Source organism: Maridesulfovibrio frigidus DSM 17176 (genome assembly GCF_000711735.1).
GTDB lineage: Bacteria > Desulfobacterota > Desulfovibrionia > Desulfovibrionales > Desulfovibrionaceae > Maridesulfovibrio > Maridesulfovibrio frigidus.
Genome location: NZ_JONL01000007.1, coordinates 128,117 through 147,473, shown reverse-complemented (window position 1 = coordinate 147,473; position 19,357 = coordinate 128,117). Strand labels below are relative to the sequence as shown.

The following is a 19,357-nucleotide window of genomic DNA, read 5'->3' as shown; positions in this document are numbered from 1 at the left end:
ACTCATACTATTTCTTATTCTCTAACATAAACTTAACATACTTCCGATCAGTATGATTAATATGTGTGATAATCCAGTCTTGCAGAAACTTGTCAACGCTTTCTGAGAAAACGTACCGTTTGTCTCGGTTTAGCTCCATCACTTCTCTTGTGATGCGTCTATGCTCTTTCATATGAATTTCAATATCAGGATATCCACGCTTCTGCATGAATCCTTCTTCTCTGGCAAAATGGCTTGTGGTATATTCCAGTAGTCTGTCGAATAACCTTGCAATGGCTTCGCCTTCCTGACCATTGTTAACAGCCTTTTGGAAATCTTCTGCGTATTTAACAAGCACTCGGTGTTCTGCGTCAATTGAGGGGATGCCCAGCAATAAATCTTCCGACCAAGTTACGTTTTTTTTAATATTAGTTTTAGTGGATTTCTCGCAACGCACTAGAACTAAAAGTGAATCACCATGCTCCAGCACTTCATTTGCATCAGGATCTTCTACGTCTTCTCCATCAACGCGGTGTAATACCAGCGCTTTTGGGGAATTTGTCCGTTTGAGAGCTTCCGCAACTTTGAGCGGCTCATCTTCTAAGTATGGAAATATTTTAAGGCTGTATCCCATTACGTCATGACCGGCGGTGCTTTTATTGTCCGCAGGGGCAACACCTGCATGGCGAGCTAGGATGTGTGCGATCTGCTCGCCTCCGAGAGTCATAGGGTAGACTACTGTGTTCGCTCCTGCTCTTAACATTCTATATTCAATTGTTGGGTCAGTCCCTCTTGCTACAACGAATATGTCTGAATTAAGTTCGCGTGAAGCCAATGCAATATTAATATTGTCCGCATCATTATTAATGCAGAGCACAATGTATTCAGCCCGACCAATACCTGCTGAAAGCAGAACTCCATCTACTGCGGCGTCTCCGTGCATGGTTAAGTATCCACGTTGTTCCGCTTCGCTCAATCTTTCTTCGTTTGTATCCAAAACAACAAAATCCAGTCCAAGCTCAAAAAGTTTCAGGCTGATGGACCTTCCTATACGGCCATAACCGCAAATAATGGTGTGTGATTTGAGATTGTTTATTTTTTCGTTCATTTTGCGTTTCTCGTATAAGTTTTTTATTCCGGATTGCACTATCATTTTAGCCAGTTGCGTAGCAAATACAGCTGCGACACCGAGGCCTGTAAAAATTAGTATAATAGTGAAAATTCGACTGGCTGTTGAAAGAGTATGCACTTCACCATAACCGATAGTCGTGATGGTGATAACCGTCATGTAGAGGGCGTCAAGTACAGTCCATCCATCTTCAAGCAGTAGGTATCCTGCCGTTCCAACTAGTAAAACGAGTAAGATGGCAATAAGTAGTTGTAAGTGAGGGCGTGTTTTGGGTGTCATTTATTCATTAAGTAAAAGTTAATTGGGTTTTGAAAACTCAAATCAATTTAAACAAGTTCGCACATAATGAAAATGATAATTATCGAATATTAATTCCTTAGCGCTATATAAATATAATCTTTGTTCCGCAATGATCTTGCACCGGATATTCCAATATGTTTATATCTAAATTAAATTGATTCAGCTCATGAAGTGTAAGAAAAGTTCATAAACGTTATTTTTCAACTTACCAATTAAATAAGGAGCTAACTAATGATACATAAAGTTCAAAAAAAGAAAAAAGATAAGGGCAATAAGAAGAATTTTATCATGCCTATTTATGGTTCGCGTGACTTAGAAGATCCGATCCCTAAATATTCCATGCCGGAGGGCAGCATCGATCCAAGGCATGCATATGCTTTAGTTAAGGATGAATTGATGTTGGATGGTAATTCCAGATTAAACCTTGCTACCTTTGTCACCACTTGGATGGAAGATGAAGCGCGGCAGCTTATGACCGAAACTTTTGACAAAAATATGATTGATAAAGATGAATACCCGCAAACCGCTGAGCTTGAAGAGCGGTGCGTTCATATTTTATCAGAGCTTTTTAATGGGCCGGATGAAAATGATACTTGTGGTTGTTCAACTACAGGATCGAGCGAAGCCGCAATGCTTTGTGGAATGGCATTAAAGTGGAAATGGCGTGATCGCATGAAAGCGAAAGGGAAGCCCACTGATAAACCAAATATGGTTATTAGCTCGAGTGTTCAGGTTTGCTGGGAAAAATTTTGTCGATATTGGGAGGTCGAGCCGCGTTTAGTGCCAGTTTCCGAAGGTCACTATAGTATGAAGACTAAAGATGTCTTAGAAGCCTGTGATGAAAATACCATCGGTGTTGTCGCAATTCTGGGGACGACTCATACTGGCGAATTTGAGCCGGTAAAAGAATATAACGATGCGCTTGATAAATTCAACGCTGAAACTGGATATGAAATTCCTTTGCATGTTGACGCTGCAAGCGGTGGATTTATAGCTCCCTTCCTTACTCCCGATCTCGAATGGGATTTCAGACTCAAGTGGGTAAAATCGATTAACGTATCGGGCCATAAGTATGGATTGGTTTACCCCGGTGTTGGTTGGGCAATCTGGCGTGATTCTGAAGAATTGCCGGAAGACTTGGTTTTCCGTGTTAATTATCTTGGTGGTGAAATGCCAACCTTCGCACTTAATTTCTCTCGTCCCGGGAATCAGATTATAGCACAGTACTATAATTTCATACGGTTAGGTAAAGAAGGGTACACCCGCATTTTGCAGTCATGCATGGATACGGCGGAGTTTCTTAAAGAAGAGCTTGAAGAAACTGGAGTATTCCAAAGTCTTATTAAACAGTTACACATGCCACTTATTACTTTCCGCATCAGGCGGGATGTAGATGCTGATTTTGATGTTTTCCGTATTTCTGAAATGCTCCGACATCGAGGATGGCTGGTTCCGGCATATACTATGCCTGAAAACTGCGAAGACGATAAAGTTCTGCGAATAGTCGTTAAAGAAGGAATGAGCATGGATATGGCTCATCTTTTCATGGAAGATATGCGCCGGATACTGGAATACTTGCAAACAGATGATCACTCTGCGAAAAAAAGCAATAAAAACACTCTAAAACAGTGCTAAATAAATAGTTGTTATTAAGCCGGATCTGTAATGGTCCGGCTTTTTTTATAACCAACGGTTATGGTTTTATATATGCACAACCAGCGGCTTGCAGTTTGCATAATTCGATGATTCCTGCGGGCACAACTTCACATATCTCGATCATGTTTTCTCGTTTGAAATGAAGTTTTATTAGTGAATTACTACAGAGGCAAAATCTGACTCCGTTTGAATGAAGCGACCGGATTCTGGAAATATTTTCTTCGCAGAATTCAGTTCTAAAAAGGCGAACAGAATTTCCATTTGAAACTAGGTGTATTTCAGAATCCGTTGCTGATGGATCTTTAATTAAGTTTTCAATATTACCAAGTGCCATGTTCAAAATCTTATCATCATCCCAATCAATATGAAAAACGACTTTGTAACTCATTTTGATATCCTTATTCATAAAAGTTGTAGATTATATCTAAAAAAGAACAATTATTCATAGACATCAGTACATGCTATCAATACTATTTTGATGTTTTTAAGTACATAATTTTTATTTGAGGAGATATAGATGAGCGATGTTAAAAAGAGTGTAGATTATATTTTTCACGGTCTTGATGCGCTTGATGTGCTGCTTTGTTCAAAAGAAGCTGAAAATCTTAATGTTCGCAGTATAGTAGCTCTTTTACATCCACTTATTGAAGATGCTAAAAAGCGCGCTCAAACTGAAGTTGCAGCATTAAACTCTGGTCGCGAAAAAGAGTAGTTTTTTTGTTAAATTTTATGGGAATTTCAACTGCATGACTTTAAACAATCTTGTCCAGCTAGAGCTGGATTCTTTGGTTGCGCTCTATAAGCGTCTGCATGCAAATCCTGAACTTTCATGTTTTGAAGAGAAGACGTCTTCACTATTGGCTGATCATTTAGAGGCGTGCGGCATAGAAGTCATTCGAAATATTGGTGGTTTCGGAATTGCTGGCATACTTGAAAATGGAGAAGGTCCGACAGTCATGATTCGCACTGACATGGACGCTTTGCCAATTGTTGAAACTTCTGGCGCTGAGTATGCTAGCACAGTTAAAACTGTTGATGGATCAGGAAGATCCTGTGGTGTTATGCATGGTTGTGGTCATGATATTCACATGACTGTCTTTGTCGGGGCTGCAAAAATTATTTCACAGATGAAGGATGCTTGGAAAGGTAGAGTACTTTTTGTGGGGCAGCCGGCTGAAGAATCAATGTCTGGCGCAAAGGACATGCTTGATGACGGGCTATTCGAAAAATGCGGTGTTCCAAATTTCTGTTTAGCCATGCATGTTTTCCCTACTATTTTGAGTGGATCAATCGCGGTGCGCTCCGGTCCAATTATGGCGGGTACTTTTCAGCTTAAAATTATTGTTCGCGGAGTAGGGGGGCATGGGGCATTTCCCCAGGAAGCCCGTGACCCGATAGTACTTGCGGCAAGAATAGTGACTTCTTTACAGACTATAGTTAGCCGCGAGATCAGCCCGTTAAATCCGGCAGTAGTTACGGTCGGATCAATTCATGGCGGAACAAGATCGAATATTATTCCTGAAGAAGTGGTGATGGAAGTCACAACCAGATTTTTTGATTCAGATAGTCGAAATCGGATATTAGATTCCATCAAGCGCATTTGCAAACATGAAGCTCTTGCCATGGATCTTCCCGAAAACTTACTTCCGATAATAGAGCTTAATGATTCTGATGAGGTTCCCGCAACTATAAATGATAAGGACCTCACTGGTATAGTGAGATCTGTAGTGGTTGAACATTTGGGTGAGAGGAATCTTTCAGAACCGAATAAGGTTATGGGTAGTGAAGATTTCGCTCTTTTCAGGAAAGCAACTTTGAACGGGATTCCCTGTTGCCTGTTTTTTGCTGGAGCAACATCTCCTTCCGACATGGACTTATTTCACTCAACCGGAATAACGGTGCCCGGTCTTCATAATAGCAAATTTCTTCCTCCGCCAGAATCTACGATATCTACAGCAGTCACTACGATGGTGGCAGCGACAATTAAAGTTTTGAGTTCTGTATAAACGGAACATAAAGATAATATTTTTTAAAATTAGTCTGATAAAAAAGAGCAGCCTGCATAATGGTTATGCAGGCTGTTTTGTTTGGACTCGAATATTTTGGGGAGCTAAGTTTAGTGCTTAAATCCTTATATCAGTTAAAAAGGAAAAGAGGCTCCTTTTCCGGCTCCAGCTTTTGCCAGCTTAGTATCAATGGCATTAAGCCTTGCCTTTGCAGCTTCTTTTTGTGCTTTTCTATCGGCCCTTTTAATTACCGTATTCAAAAAGCGTTTGGCAGTTTCGAACTGTCCTTTACGCTCATAAATCATGGAGACACGGTACATTGCTGTTACCGCCCAAATATTTTGTGCTGGAAATTTATAAGCTAGCTCAAGATAATTTTTCAAAGCTTCTTCCTTGTTTCCAGTAGCTTGCTCTCCCTCTGCTATCCAAAATAAAATCTCAGCTTTAAGCTCATCATTTAAAGAATCACGGTTGGACCAGATTCTTTCAAGTATCGCTTGAGCTTTTTTTAGGTCGCCTTTCTGCTGAATCAAAAGAGCAAGTTTGAGTTCTTTTTCTGGAGGTAGGGCGCCTCCGGAACTTAGAATCTCATTGTACGCTTTGAGAGCCTTAGTTTCATTACCTACAGCTAAGTCATATTCAACGGCTGCGATTAGCCATTTCAAATGCATTTCAGGGCCGAATTCGTTGGGATCAACTCTTTTAAGGTAAAAAGCTGAGAGCTTGAAATCTCTATTTTGTGCCGCTTTTTCTGCTAAATAAATGAAGCTTTGTGCTCCAAGTTTAGAGTGCGGAAAAAGGTACGCACATCTGCGTGATATATTCATATCCATTTTTTTAGCTGCATTTTGCGCAAGTTCAGAGAATAAAAGGAGTCTATCCAGCGGCTTATCATTCACTTGGTTGTTAAAAGTGTTTCCAGAAAGAGGAGTCCAGAAAGGTGCATAGATATCGTTAAAGTAATCAATGCCGGCAGCTCCGCAAAGTCCTGATATAATGAACAAGTGGGAATCTTGCCCTGAGTCGTCTTTGGAAAGTATTTTTGAAAAATCAGGTTTAAATACAATTCCTGCTGCTATTCTCAAGCTGATTGGCAGTAAATTTGAATCAAGTTCAGACCAGATCTTTTGTGTCAGATCCATATCGCCTGTTAAAAAGGCAAATGCCAGTTTGTAATTTTGTAATGCGCTAACAAGATCATCTGATAAAAGGAGTGATCCGGTCTCACGGTCAATGGTTTCAAGAGCTTCTTCCGGTGTCATGGACATCAGTTTGTTACGGAAAGTTGTCCATGCCGGTGATGCTGGAGCTGCCATCTTCCATAGGGTAGGGGACTTAAAAGCTGGTTCAAGAACTCCCGCCTCTAAAAACGCGGAGGCACATACAAAATTCTCATTGTAAAAAATGTTGGTTGCGTTGGAATTCATTCCTGTTTCGAGGTAAGTGGTTACAGATGTCCAAAAAGTCTGAACTGTGGAATTGCTTACATCATTAAGTATGGATTTGGATTTATTCCATTCGCCAAGGCTGGAAGCAGCAATAGACATCGCGATCAGCTCGCGGTCACCATCATTAATAATGGTAGAATTAAGCTGAGCAGGTTTGAAGTTAAGTCCTTTTTCAACGGATTTTGCAAAGTCGGGCTTTGTATTGACTACGAAGTAAGTAGTGGGCCAAACCTTTTCAGCCTGCTCAAAGGATTGAGTAAGAATCATGTTTTGAGCTTCGCGAGCAGAACCTGAGGTTACTTGAGCGCTCCAAAACATTGAACGCCAGACATCAAACCAGACGTTTTTCAAGTTAGGTTCATTCTTGAATTGGCTTGTCATTGCACCTTGGTCCATAAGTCTGGCAGCCTGACTGAACCAGATGACGCTTTTGACCGGATCACCTAGAGCGCGCTGAGTTTGACCACCAAGCCAAAGCCTGGATGTTTCAAGTGTTTTGTCGTCAAAAGCAGGGGTCCCTTGTAAAATATTCATGCAAGCGGAATATCTTCCAAGGTTATATGCAGTTTGAGCTCGCTTAATAATCAATTCAGGAGAATCTCCGCTTCCTGAATAATTTTGCTCTAAAATGTCCCACGCACCATATTTTTCAAGCCATGAATCAAAAGATTCATTTTTCTTTGAGCTGGCAGCAAATGATGTTGTGGTTGCTAAAATCAAAATGACTAGAGCAAGAGCTGACGAACGAAATTTATAGGTAGATAAAATTGAAATCATGAAATCCTCATTTATTCAAAATTGGTTAATAGCAGAAAATACATTCACCAAAGTAGATAAAGAAAACCACGCAAAGAGGCAAACACTCTGTCCGTTTTATTTTCAACTTTGGTGTCTATGGTCATATTTTCAATGAAAATGGATGTGGTGGGTGTTTTTGAGAGTATTCGCTTTTAGTTTCAGCCTTAAGCAATGATCGACAATGTATAAACTCCTTTAATTTAACACTAAATCTATCGGTAAGTTATCGATATAAAGTGACATAATCGGCAATGCGTGACGCTTGTCGATTAGATTATTTTCAAAGTTTACATAATTTACATTATGAGACACTCGTATAAAGTTAATTATTACAAACATTTAGACCTTAAGTGTAAATTAGAGATCAAAATTATGCTAAAACACTACATTTCTTAGCTTGAAGCTCATTTAGTGACTTGGGACTGGTCTTATTCGCGAATATGAGGATGAATATGGATTGCACTTAATTCGTGCTCAGACGTTATTCTGGGAACCTGTCTTCAATATGAACTGGTTTTCTTAAACGAATTTTTTGCTAATTTAGAACTATTGGTTTTGAGCTAATCCGATTAGCAACTCATATGAAACCGAAATTGAATTTGCACCGGCTTTGATTGCTTCGGTCACTTTGTTGCTGTCAGTCAGTACTGATTCAAAACCAGATACGATAATTGGGACTTTGTTTTGCTCGGTATTAAATATTTGAGCAGTATTATTAATGAGTGCAAATGTGTCGCATTTGTCTGTGTCTGTTTTTTTATTGCAAATCGTCACGAACTTCGCACCTGCTCTTAATGCCATTGCAGCTTGAACAGGGTTTTCTATTGAAGTCATGTTTACGCTTATATCTTGCTCTGAAAGAGTTTTTAATGTTTTGAGACCTTCAAGGTTAGCTTTAACTTTTAAAACAACGTTGGGGCCTAATTTGAGCGTTATCCTAGCGGATTCTAGCATTTCATCAGCAGTGGAACCTGTTATAGAAACAAATACGGGGCCATTCATTATTTTGGCAATGTCTCTTACAGCTGTATCAAAAGAATGCGGATCTTGAATTTCTAGATCTGAGCGCAGATTTACTCCGTCAATTAACCTATAATCGAGAGCCTTAGTGACTTCATCTGTTGTCATTGGTTCCAGAAAAATTTGCATACCGCTCTCCCCTTTTCATCTCTACTAAAATAAAAGATACAAACCATAAAAGAGCACCCTTTGAGCCGTTACAGCTGAAAGGGTGCAAAAAAGACTACTATGATGAAAGTCTGGCTGGTTATTCGCCGCTATCAGATTCGATGCGTTTGATGTATTTGTCACGGCATTCATATGAACAAAAGCATTCAACGTTTTCGCCGTTTTTTACGCGTATGTCGCTATCTTTCTGAACGTAAGTTCCGCAGATAGGGTCTTTAACCATTTCTCCGGCCTTAACTTTCTTATCCTGCTGCTTACTCTCTTGATTCTGCTTATTTCGTTTTTCTCCGGTGAACAATTTCCACATAATAAAAAGAGCCGCACCAATTACAACAAACTTAAGCATATCCAGTTCCACCTTAATTTTGCCCATTAGATTTATTCTTAAGGGCTTGAAATTTAAAGGTCATGCCTGAAAGTTTATGCAACTTTTAGACATGACCTCGTATTAATTCTGATAAATCTTTTTACCTTCAATGCGGTAATCGATTTTATCTAAAGCTTCGGAAACTTTGGTCCCATCAGGGAAGCTCAGTTCCGACTCAAGTTCTGCCAGCGGATGAAGAACAAATGCCCGATCCTTTGCACGCGAATGCGGAACAGTCAGATATTCTCCACTCTCTATTACTTCGTCTCCGAATAAGATCAAATCTAAATCAATGATCCGTGGACCGTTAATTTGTTTTTTTACTCGTTGCATCTGCCCTTCCACCGCTTGGAGCGTTGAAAGAAAGCCGTGCGGAGACCAAAGTTCTGGATCTACAGCAAAACGAACAACCTGATTTGCAAACCACGCTTGATCTTTCAGTCCCTGAGGTTCGGTCATATAAATTTCCGACCAGACGACTGGATCAATGCCTTCGTATTTTTCAAGTCTCGCCACTGCTTCATTCAAATTTTCATCGGTATCCCCGATGTTTGAGCCAAGGCTGACGAAAACCTTTATAGTTGGGAAATCCGTGATACTGCCTCCTTGAGTCTTTCGGTGTCGACCGTTAGTGAGATGCGGAAATATCCTTCTCCAGATTCTCCAAAGCCATTACCGGGAGTTACTACTACGCCGGTTTCTTGGAGAAGTTTGGAAACGAACTCGGATGAAGTGTAACCTTCCGGAGTTCTAGCCCAAACAAAAATAGATGCTTCAGGTACCTTGCAGGAAATATTAATTTTCTGCAAAGCCTCAACAACTACATCGCGGCGTTCTTTGTAAATTTTACGGAATTCTTTAACATAAGGCTCACCCTGCTGAAGAGCAATAATGCCTGCTTCCTGTACAGCCTGGAAAATACCTGAGTCGACGTTTTCCTTAACTTTACCAAGCCCACCAACCAAAGTTGCGTTACCTACTGCCATTCCGCAGCGCCATCCAGTCATATTGTATGTCTTAGATAGGGAGTGAAATTCTATAGCAACGTCTTTTGCGCCAGGAGTCTCTAAAATAGATATAGGCTTTTTATTTTCATCATAATAAACTTCGGTGTAAGCCGCGTCCTGAACGATGATTACATTATGTTTATGTGCAATATCAACAATTTTTGCAAAAAATTCAGGAGTTGCAGTCGCTGATGTTGGGTTGTTTGGGTAGTTGATGAAGAAAACTTTTGCTTTATCCCAAGTTGCCGCATCAATTGAATCAAGGTCAGGCAGGAAGTCATTTTCTTCGAGAAGTGGGATCATTTCAACTACGCCGCCGGCAAAGCTACTTGCAACGGGGTAAACTGGGTAGTTCGGAGAAGCTACGAGGACAAGGTCACCCGGATTAACAAATGCGAGTGGGAAATGAGCAATACCTTCTTTAGAACCGATCAAGCTGACAACTTCACTTTTAGCATCAAGTTCAACATTAAATCTTTCTTTGTACCACTGTGCAACAGCTTCACGGAAAGACAGCATTCCAACATATGAAGGATACTGGTGATTTTCAGGACGTTTAGCAGCTTCGTAGAGTGCATCAATTATGAACTGAGGAGTTGGAAGATCTGGATCGCCGATACCAAGGCTGATAATATCTACGCCCTTTGCAGCTACTTCTGCTTTAAGTCTGTCGATCTCTGCGAAGAGATAAGGTGGAAGAGTTGCAATCCTGTCGGCAAGTTTAAAATCTGGCATTTTTAATATACTCCTTGAAGTTTTTTTTGATTATTATGGGAACTGTTTAATGGGGCTTGTTTACTCTGTCAATGAACTTGAGCAGACGGAAGCATCCGTGTAGTGATCAATTCATATGAATGAGAACAAAAACAATAAAATTCCTAAGCATGAATGGGTTGATCGCTATCTTGAGTATTTGCTCATAGAAAGAGGTCTTTCAGAGAACAGTCTTGATGGATATTTGAGAGATTTGGAATCATTTCAGTCGTTTTTGGATGAAAGGTCCTCAAATATTGAAGTGACAACAAGCCAGACTCTATTGCTCTATCTCACCTATTTAAGATCAAAATCACTTAAAAGCACATCACTTGCGCGCCATTTATCTTCACTTCGAGGTTTTTTTGCTTTTTGTACGTCGCGTGGATTTTTAAATGAAAACCCCGCTATTTTACTTGAAAACCCAAAACTTCCTAAGAAATTGCCGGTATTCCTTACAAGGGAAGAAATATCAAATGTTCTTGCTAAGCCAATTCTGACAACAAAACTAGGTTTCAGAGATAAGGTGATGCTTGAGCTGTTGTATGCTGCTGGAATGAGAGTGTCTGAATTAATAGGATTAAAGGTTGAAGACTTTGATCCACAAACAGGGGTTCTTATTATTTTCGGTAAAGGGTCAAAGGAACGGCTAGTACCTATTCACTATGCTGCTCAAGATTTCTTAAACCATTACATTAACGAATGGCGCGCAGCCTTCAATCCGCAAGTAAAAAATGTTTTTCTAAACCGTTCTGGAAAAGGTTTAACTAGACAAGGTGTTTGGAAAATGATCAAAAAATATACACTGGAAGCTGGTATAAAAAGATCAATTTCTCCACATACTTTCAGGCATTCTTTTGCTACACATCTGCTTGATGGTGGCGCAGATTTGCGCACAGTCCAGTTGCTTCTAGGCCATTCTGACATTAGTGCTACTGAGATTTATACTCATATCCAGGCTGGACGATTGGTTCAGCTTCATAAACGTTTTCACCCTCGCTCAGCAATGTGAGAATTTAAATATGTCTAAAAATGATGAACTTATAAAGGCTGAAACAGTCATAACAGGTCACGTAAATGCTGATTTTGATTGCCTTGCCGCTATAGTTGCTGCCGGAAAATTATATCCCGGTGCAACTCTTATTTTTCCCGGTAGTCAGGAAAAGAATCTCCGCAATTTCTATATGGAAAGTGCTACCTATTTCTTTAATTTTAAGCACTTAAAAGAAATTGATAAGGATTCGGTAAAACTTCTCGTGGTGGTTGATACCTCGCGTAAAGTCAGGATTACTCATGTTAAGTCTATCCTTGATAATCCGGGTTTAAGAATTCATGTTTACGACCATCATATGCAGTCGGATTGTGATCTTGAACCTGAATTGATTATAAAAAAAGCATGGGGCTCGAGCGTAGCTATTCTTTCCCACGAAATTCGCAAAAAAAATATTACACTTCTTCAGGAAGAAGCAACAATACTTGGACTTGGTCTTTATGAAGACACTGGGTCCTTTATGTTCAACTCGACCACCATTCATGATTTTGAAGCTGGAAAATGGTTGCTTGAATCTGGAATGGAGCTTGATGTCGTAACTGACCTGCTCCACCGTGACCTTACTTCTCAGCAAATTTCATTGCTCAGCAAACTTCTTGAGGGTGCACAGACTCATACTATTAATGATCTTGATATTGTCATTTCTGAAATCAGCACTCCTGAATATGTTGGTGATTTTTCCGTTCTTGTTCATAAATTTATGGATATGGAGAATGTTAAGGTTCTTTTCGCGCTGGGCAGAATGAATGATCGTATTCATCTTGTTGCGAGGTCGAGGGTAAAAGATGTTGATGTGGGAGATATTTGCACTAACTTTGGTGGTGGCGGGCATGCATATGCCGCTTCCGCAACAATCAAAGACAGGACGCTTGCTGAAGTTCGGGATGAACTTTTTGCCATGTTATATTCTAAGGTTACGCCTAGAGTTAATGTTGAAAATTTGATGTCGAAGCCTGCTGTTGCGATTCCCCGAGACATGACAATATTGCAAGCTGTTGAGCGCATGACTCAGTTCAGCCTGAAAGGCGTACCTGTCGTGGACAGCTTAGAGAATATGCGCTGTGTCGGGATACTTGAGCAGAAAACGGCGGATAAGGCTGTTGCCCATCAGCTTGGTGATGTGGACGTAGAAGTTTATATGCAGCACCCTTTTTCATCTGTAAAAACAGATTGTGGGCTTCACCGTGTAATGGAGATAATTCTCGGGCAGAAGCAACGGCTTGTGCCTGTTGTAGAAAATGATAAGGTTTTAGCCGTTATAACACGCACAGACTTAATCAATATGCTTGTGAAGGATCCTGCGCGGATTCCGGAGTCTCTTTTCCCTGAAAATAAACAAGAGCGTAATATTCGCAATATTATGCGGAATAGGCTTACGAATAAGATCCTTGATATTTTGGAAACTGCGGGGCAAATGGCGGAAGAATCCGGTACAGAAGCTTATGTGGTTGGGGGATTTGTTAGAGATGTACTGCTTACTCGCTCAAATTTAGATTTAGATTTAGTCGTAGAAGCTGATGGAATTGAATTTGCTAAAAAGTTAGCTAAAAAAATGTCTGGCCGTGCTAAATATCATCGTAAATTTAAAACTGCTGTGGTCATTTTACCTGATGGTCAAAGAGTCGATGTGGCCACTGCTCGTCTTGAATATTATGAATATCCAGCCGCCCTGCCTACCGTGGAACTTTCATCTATAAAAATGGATCTTTACCGTCGCGATTTCACTGTTAATGCGCTTGCTGTGCACATAAACCCCTCAAGTTTCGGCAAGCTAGTCGACTTTTTCGGTTCTCAGCGTGATTTGAAAGATAAAACTATAAGGGTTCTCCATGCCCTAAGTTTTGTGGAAGATCCTACCCGTATCATGCGTGCTATCAGATTTGAGCAGAGATTTAATTTCAGAATCGGTGGCCAGACTTTTAATTTAATTAAAAACGCTCTCAAGCTTAATTTATTCAACAAGTTATCTGGCTACAGATTAATTCATGAGTTGAAACTTATTCTCGAAGAAAACGCAGTAGTGGCAAGTATTAAGCGGATGGGGGAACTTGGCGTTCTTGAGGCTATTCATCCATTCCTTGGCTTAACAAAAGCCCGCATGCAAGTAATCGAAGAGCTTGAAACTATTATAAGTTGGTACAATCTACTCTATCTTGAACCGAGCATTTCGATCTGGAAAACGTATTTTCTGGGCATGTGCATGGGAACTACAAAAGCTAAAATGGAACAGATTTATCACCGTTTTAGTTTCTCGCAAACTGAGGAACGAGAATTTGTTCATATGCGCGAAAGTATTTTCTGGGCAGCTGGAAATATAATGAATATCCGTGAAGAACTTAAGCCAAGTGAAATATACGAAATTTTGCACCCAGTGCCCCTTGAAGGCGTTTTGTTTATTATGGCAAGAACTAAGCGTGAGATGATTAAAAAGTACATTTCGCAGTACCTGACGAGCCTCCGGCTGCAAACAATAGACATTTCAGGAGATGATTTAAAGGAACTTGGCCTTATCCCCGGTCCTCAATATGCTAAGCTGTTGCACCGCACTAAACTTGCGTGCCTTGATTCAATTATTAAAGGTAGGGATGAGCAACTTCAATTTGTAAAAAAACTGATAAATGAAAGCGAAGTCGCTCAGAACTCATAGTTTTGAGTGCTTATTATTCTCGAAATGGAGTGGTTCTGTGCCAGTCTAATAAAAAAAGAGTTTTCCTTGCCCTTGAGCTGTAACCCGTGTAGAACATGCACACTTTTGATTAAATATATTTATAATTTTGATTTACTGATTGCACAACTCAGCTTATAAAGATTTAAGTACCGTCTAAAGCTGAGGTGCTATTATTGCTGCCTTGTGAAGTTTGTTGTCTCTTTTACAGATATGTTTTTTGTGCTGGGTAAAATCTTTGTTGTTTATAGCTTTATGCGATTAAGCTTCGGCAGTTTGCATACTTGCTTTAACTATATGTAGATTCAAGCCGTTGTTTGACAGTTTTGTCGAGTAGTAACACTAAGGAGGGTTTCATGCGTTACTTGAAGGTTTTGGCTCTGGTTATTTTATTTTTCGTATCAATGGTGTTCTTCATCCAGAATACCCCTGAGCTCTCTAAGGAAGTTGTACTTTCTATGTCTTTGTTAGATTTCACATTTACAAGTCAGTCTTTGCCTTACTATCTTTTGATTTTGGTGGCATTCTGTGCGGGCTCTTTCTTGTGCTTAATTTACTTCATGGCAGACAAAGTTCGTCTTTCCGGACAGCTTCGCACTTGCCGTACAAAAATGGCTAATCTTGAGCAGGAAGTTAATTCACTTCGCAACCTGCCACTTGATGGCCAGAATTATCCCTCCGCAGAAGAAAGTGAAGAAAACGCCCAGTAACTCGTATTTACGAGGTTAAAGTGTCTTTTCTAAACTTATTCAGGAAGAAAAAAGCGACGGCGTCCGTTAATCGGGCGCCGTCGTATTTGTCTGGCATTGCTAAAACTGAAACAGGTCTTGCAGATACCCGCGCTGCTATTGATGAACTAAGTAAAGCTGTGAAGGATACACCTGAGGCTGTTGAAATCTATCTTGCCCTTGGTAATCTTTACAGATCACAAGGTGAGATTGAGCGTGCCGCACAGATAAGAAACAGTTTGATTGTTCGTCCCGGACTCGCCCCTGTCACCAAAGCTCGTGCTCTTTATGAGCTTGGTAGAGATTTTAGTCGTGGTGGTTTTTTAGACCGCGCTGTAAGTGCTTTTGAAAAAGCACGCGCTATTGTTGGTGATTCTCCAGAAATTTTGACCGAGCTTGCTGAAATTGAAGCTCGGGGGCGCGAGTTTGAAAAAGCAGCTCATTATCATGCAAAGCTGGACCAGCCGGTTCAGGAAGCGCACTACCTCGCCAGATGTGCAGAAGATTATTTCAGTGATGGTGATGACGCTACGGCATATCGCATTCTAAAAAAAGCTATAGATATTTATCCTAGTTCAACTGAGTCATGGTTATTAGTCCTCAGTCGTTTAAAAAAGGATAACAAGCTTGATGATTTCCGTGAAAAATTTCGTGAAGCACTTCAGAAAGTACCAAATCATTTAAGATTTGTTCTTGTTGAAGGACTACTTGCTGAATCTACAATTTTTGGCGATACTCCGACCAGCGTTGCTGTTTCTGATGGTGAGAAGAATATCTCATTTTATGAAGTGATGGTTGAAGAAATTGAGAGTTCCGATCCTGATGTGAGCATGCATTATTATGGAGCAAGGCTCTTGCAGCTGTGCAACAATCAGGAAGAAGCAAGTGTCTGGCTTGAAAAAACACTGATACTGAATCAGAATTTCTGGCTGGCTCGACTTGAACTTTTTAATCTTGCGCAAGATCAGCAGCAATTAACTCCGTCGTTTAAAAATCAGCTGGATTTTTTTGTGAACATTGCTCACAAAATTAAAAAGTTTACCTGTTCAAGCTGTGGATTTAAGCGTGATAGAATTTTCTTTGTTTGCCCAAGATGCCGCAGCTGGCATTCCATAACGTTCCGTAAAGAACTGAACCAATAATCCCTACGCGATAATATTGTGAGCAAACAGAAACTCACCCCGATGTTCGAGCAGTACCTCCAGATTAAGGAGGACCATCCTGATTCACTACTTTTTTATAGGATGGGAGATTTCTACGAGCTTTTTTTTGAAGACGCAGAAATTGCTGCGCGAGCTCTGCAAATATCCCTCACCTGTCGCAATCCTAATTCTGATCTGAAAGCTCCCATGTGCGGCGTTCCGCACCATGCCGCGCAAACGTATATATCCCGTCTTCTTGAGCAGGGTTATAAAGTTGCGCTATGTGATCAGATAGAAGATCCCAAGCAGGCAAAAGGACTTGTAAAACGAGCTGTAACGAGGGTTTTTAGCCCTGGAACGGTTGTTGAAGATTCTACCTTAAATGCCAAAACTAATAACTATCTTGCGGCCCTCATTTGGGATGAATCTAAATCCGCCGGCGGACTTGCTTGGATGGATTTTTCCACGGGACAATGGAGTGGAATCCATAGCAAGAATGAACATGATCTTTGGCAGTGGGCTTTAAAAGTCGGACCTAGAGAGCTTATTCTTCAGCAGGGTAAGCCTGTTCCTAATCAGTATGCGGATATCGAAGCCCGTATAACCCCTGCCCCTTCAGCTGGATATTTTAATTTAAAAACTGCCTCTGACAATCTTCTTGAATCTCAGAATGTTGCAGACCTTGAATCGTTAGATCTTGAAGATAAACCGCAGCTGACTCAGGCTTGCGGAGCGCTCATTGCTTATTTACGCCAAACGCAGATGCAGGAGCTTAAGCACTTAGGCGAGTTCAGGCCTCTTAGTTTGACTAAGTATATGATTCTTGATGAAGTTACTGAGCGCAATCTTGAATTATTCAGGCGTCTTGATGGTAAAAAAGGTAAAGGCACTCTCCTTGCTGTTTTGGATAAAACCATAACACCAATGGGCGGAAGGCTTCTTTCTACCCGCTTAAAACAGCCTTGGCGTGACTTATCTCCTATTGATCAGAATCAGAAAGCGGTTACATTTTTTTATGAAAATGATTCATTGCGCGGCACAATACGTGAGCTTCTGGATACTGTTTATGATTTAGAGCGTCTTTCCACGCGCGTAGTGCTTGGTAGAGCTAATCCTAAAGATTTCATTAGTTTGAGATATAGTCTTAAAACTTTACCTCCAATTCATGAGCTTCTAAAGAACGCTATTTCATCCACTACGCAAGATGAGTCTGTAATTGTTGCGCCGGTTCTTAAGTCCATTGCTAAAAAGTGGGATTCCATGACCGATGTGGCTGATCTTCTTGAGAAGGCCATGGTCGACTCCCCTCCTCCTGTTATTACAGAGGGCGGACTTTTCAAGCTCGGATATAATGCTGAACTTGATGAGTTTATAGAACTCACTGAGCACGGTGAAGCAAAGCTTGCCGAGCTTTTACAGCACGAAAAAGAAAGCTGTAATCTGCCGAAACTTAAAATAGGCTATAATAAAGTTTTCGGATATTACTTTGAAATTTCCAACGCGTTCAAAGGTCAGGTTCCAGATTATTTTGAGCGCCGCCAGACACTTGTTAACTGTGAAAGGTACATCAGTCCTCAGCTCAAAGAACTTGAAGAGAAACTTATTTCAGCCTCGGATCAGCGCAAAAAACTTGAATATAACCTGTTCCAAATCATTCGTGAAGAGATTGCCGGAAATCGTAGTCGCTTTATGTTTATGGCGGACGCAGTCGCTGCACTCGATTTTTGGCAGGGACTTGCGGAAGTTGCGCGTGTAAACCGCTGGGTTTGTCCTGAGGTCCACGCTGGAATGGAAGTTGTTATCGAGGAAGGCAGGCATCCTGTTGTTGAGGATGTTCAAGGTTCTGCGAACTATATTCCGAACAATCTGACCATAGACGAAAAACGACGTATCCTGCTGATTACCGGTCCTAATATGGCTGGTAAGTCTACTGTACTTAGACAGGTGGCACTCATGGGAATATTGGCTCAGATGGGATCATATATTCCAGCTTCAAGTGGCAGAATTGGGCTTATGGACCGCGTTTTTTCCAGAGTTGGCGCATCTGACAATCTTGCTCAGGGACAGTCCACTTTCATGGTTGAGATGATGGAGACGGCTAGAATTTTGCGTCAGGCATCTAAGCGCAGCCTTGTTATCCTTGATGAAATTGGGCGCGGCACATCTACTTTTGATGGACTTGCTTTAGCGTGGGCGGTGGTAGAGGAACTTTCCCGCAGGGCGCGCGGCGGGATTCGGACTCTTTTTGCTACGCATTACCATGAGCTTACCTCCCTTGAAGGAGTTATCGATGGCCTTAGAAATTTCAACATTGCTGTACGTGAATGGAAAGGTGACATTCTTTTTCTCCGGCGACTTGTTCCGGGACCAGCTGATAAGAGCTACGGTATTGAAGTTGCTAAACTTGCCGGAGTTCCGAAGGTTGTTGTTGTTCGCGCTAGGGAAATTCTTGCGAATCTTGAAGAAAAATCACAAGATAGCAACTTGCATACCATGGCCCGCGCGGCTACTGTACAAAGCATCTTGCCCGGGATGATATCTTCCGGCACAAAAGAAAACAACGATACTCCACCTGAAGATCATGAAATAGTTAAAGAACTTCGTGATCTTGATGTAAATGGATTGTCACCCATAGAAGCTATTACTTTGTTAAATCAGTGGAAAAAATCACTGGGAGATAATTGATGAAAAAACTTTCATTTAAAAAACATATTTTGTTGGCAGTATTGGCTGTAGCAATGCTGGCTGCTACTGGTTGTGGTGTTAAGGGCTGGCCTTCTCCGCAAAATAGTGAAGACATGTTTAGCCTTTCATCTGTGACAGGCCGCAGAACCGGTGAATGTCTTAAGGTCGTTGTTAAGGTTGACGGGGCTTATAAAAATGTACAAAGTTTGTCTCTTCAATATCAGGCTGATGGCGACGGAGCCGGCGAAGGATGTATAACCTGTCCTTTTTTTCCCGCGATTCGTAAGGATTTTACCCCTGGCTCCGAAGGTATACAAACAGACGGTTCAACTTTCGTATTCAGCGAATGCGGGCTTGATACCACAAAAGCCTATCGTTATAGAGTGGTCGCTCGCAATTCATACGAAGCCCTCGGACTTGTAATTTCCGACGTATATATAATTACCCCTTAATTA

16 protein-coding genes are annotated in these 19,357 nt (G+C 41.0%); 9 read left to right on the top strand and 7 right to left on the bottom strand.

The window, feature by feature from the left end; translation table 11 throughout:
- Positions 1–7: 7 nt before the first annotated feature.
- On the bottom strand, positions 8–1,387 hold the full coding sequence (locus BR06_RS19845) for a bacteriohemerythrin (protein ID WP_051677115.1): 1,380 nt from the start codon (positions 1,385–1,387) through the stop codon (positions 8–10).
- A gap of 252 nt (positions 1,388–1,639) precedes the next feature.
- On the opposite strand from BR06_RS19845, the gene BR06_RS0114225 reads away from it, so the two are divergent.
- Positions 1,640–3,043: a glutamate decarboxylase gene (locus tag BR06_RS0114225; protein ID WP_031484203.1), complete on the top strand. Its 1,404-nt coding sequence runs from the start codon at positions 1,640–1,642 to the stop codon at positions 3,041–3,043.
- 58 nt (positions 3,044–3,101) lie between these two features.
- Here the strand turns inward: BR06_RS0114225 and BR06_RS0114220 are convergent, their stop codons facing one another.
- Complete coding sequence (locus tag BR06_RS0114220; protein WP_031484201.1) at positions 3,102–3,452, bottom strand: DsrE family protein; 351 nt, start codon at positions 3,450–3,452, stop codon at positions 3,102–3,104.
- 129 nt (positions 3,453–3,581) lie between these two features.
- On the opposite strand from BR06_RS0114220, the gene BR06_RS0114215 reads away from it, so the two are divergent.
- Together BR06_RS0114215 and BR06_RS0114210 are read left to right on the top strand one after the other, a co-directional pair.
- On the top strand, positions 3,582–3,776 hold the full coding sequence (locus BR06_RS0114215) for a hypothetical protein (protein ID WP_031484199.1): 195 nt from the start codon (positions 3,582–3,584) through the stop codon (positions 3,774–3,776).
- Between the two features lie 34 nt (positions 3,777–3,810).
- Complete coding sequence (locus BR06_RS0114210) at positions 3,811–5,070, top strand: M20 metallopeptidase family protein (RefSeq protein ID WP_051677114.1); 1,260 nt, start codon at positions 3,811–3,813, stop codon at positions 5,068–5,070.
- Positions 5,071–5,204: 134 nt separating this feature from the next.
- Here BR06_RS0114210 and BR06_RS0114205 read toward each other — a convergent pair whose 3' ends face one another.
- The 5 genes from BR06_RS0114205 to BR06_RS0114185 all read right to left on the bottom strand — a co-directional run bounded on the left by BR06_RS0114205 (position 5,205) and on the right by BR06_RS0114185 (position 10,613).
- On the bottom strand, positions 5,205–7,295 hold the full coding sequence (locus tag BR06_RS0114205; RefSeq protein WP_051677113.1) for a tetratricopeptide repeat protein: 2,091 nt from the start codon (positions 7,293–7,295) through the stop codon (positions 5,205–5,207).
- Positions 7,296–7,862: 567 nt separating this feature from the next.
- Positions 7,863–8,465 (bottom strand): transaldolase family protein, encoded by a 603-nt coding sequence (locus BR06_RS0114200; RefSeq protein ID WP_031484193.1) that lies wholly within the window; start codon positions 8,463–8,465, stop codon positions 7,863–7,865.
- A gap of 118 nt (positions 8,466–8,583) precedes the next feature.
- A complete protein-coding gene (locus BR06_RS0114195; RefSeq protein ID WP_031484191.1) occupies positions 8,584–8,850 on the bottom strand; it encodes a hypothetical protein in 267 nt (88 codons plus the stop codon).
- Between the two features lie 102 nt (positions 8,851–8,952).
- Complete coding sequence (gene folK / locus BR06_RS0114190) at positions 8,953–9,450, bottom strand: 2-amino-4-hydroxy-6-hydroxymethyldihydropteridine diphosphokinase (RefSeq protein WP_084154157.1); 498 nt, start codon at positions 9,448–9,450, stop codon at positions 8,953–8,955.
- Positions 9,447–10,613, bottom strand: coding sequence for an LL-diaminopimelate aminotransferase (locus tag BR06_RS0114185; RefSeq protein WP_031484188.1), 1,167 nt, complete (start codon positions 10,611–10,613; stop codon positions 9,447–9,449). The genes folK and BR06_RS0114185 overlap by 4 nt, the downstream gene beginning before the upstream one ends.
- Before the next feature lie 115 nt (positions 10,614–10,728).
- Between BR06_RS0114185 and xerD the strand changes: the two genes are divergently transcribed.
- From xerD to BR06_RS0114155, 6 genes are all read left to right on the top strand, one after another.
- Positions 10,729–11,643, top strand: a complete 915-nt coding sequence (gene xerD / locus BR06_RS0114180; RefSeq protein ID WP_031484186.1) for a site-specific tyrosine recombinase XerD — start codon at positions 10,729–10,731, stop codon at positions 11,641–11,643.
- Positions 11,644–11,653: 10 nt separating this feature from the next.
- Positions 11,654–14,329: a CBS domain-containing protein gene (locus BR06_RS0114175; RefSeq protein ID WP_031484184.1), complete on the top strand. Its 2,676-nt coding sequence runs from the start codon at positions 11,654–11,656 to the stop codon at positions 14,327–14,329.
- Between the two features lie 374 nt (positions 14,330–14,703).
- A complete protein-coding gene (locus BR06_RS0114170; protein WP_031484182.1) occupies positions 14,704–15,057 on the top strand; it encodes a LapA family protein in 354 nt (117 codons plus the stop codon).
- 20 nt (positions 15,058–15,077) lie between these two features.
- Entirely contained in the window at positions 15,078–16,217 is a 1,140-nt protein-coding gene (locus tag BR06_RS0114165) for a tetratricopeptide repeat protein (protein WP_031484179.1), read from the top strand.
- A gap of 42 nt (positions 16,218–16,259) precedes the next feature.
- Positions 16,260–18,902 carry a DNA mismatch repair protein MutS gene (mutS, locus tag BR06_RS0114160; protein ID WP_031484176.1) on the top strand — a complete coding sequence of 881 codons (2,643 nt, stop codon included), beginning with the start codon at positions 16,260–16,262 and terminating at the stop codon, positions 18,900–18,902.
- Complete coding sequence (locus BR06_RS0114155) at positions 18,902–19,354, top strand: hypothetical protein (RefSeq protein ID WP_031484174.1); 453 nt, start codon at positions 18,902–18,904, stop codon at positions 19,352–19,354. The genes mutS and BR06_RS0114155 overlap by 1 nt, the downstream gene beginning before the upstream one ends.
- Positions 19,355–19,357: the final 3 nt, after the last annotated feature.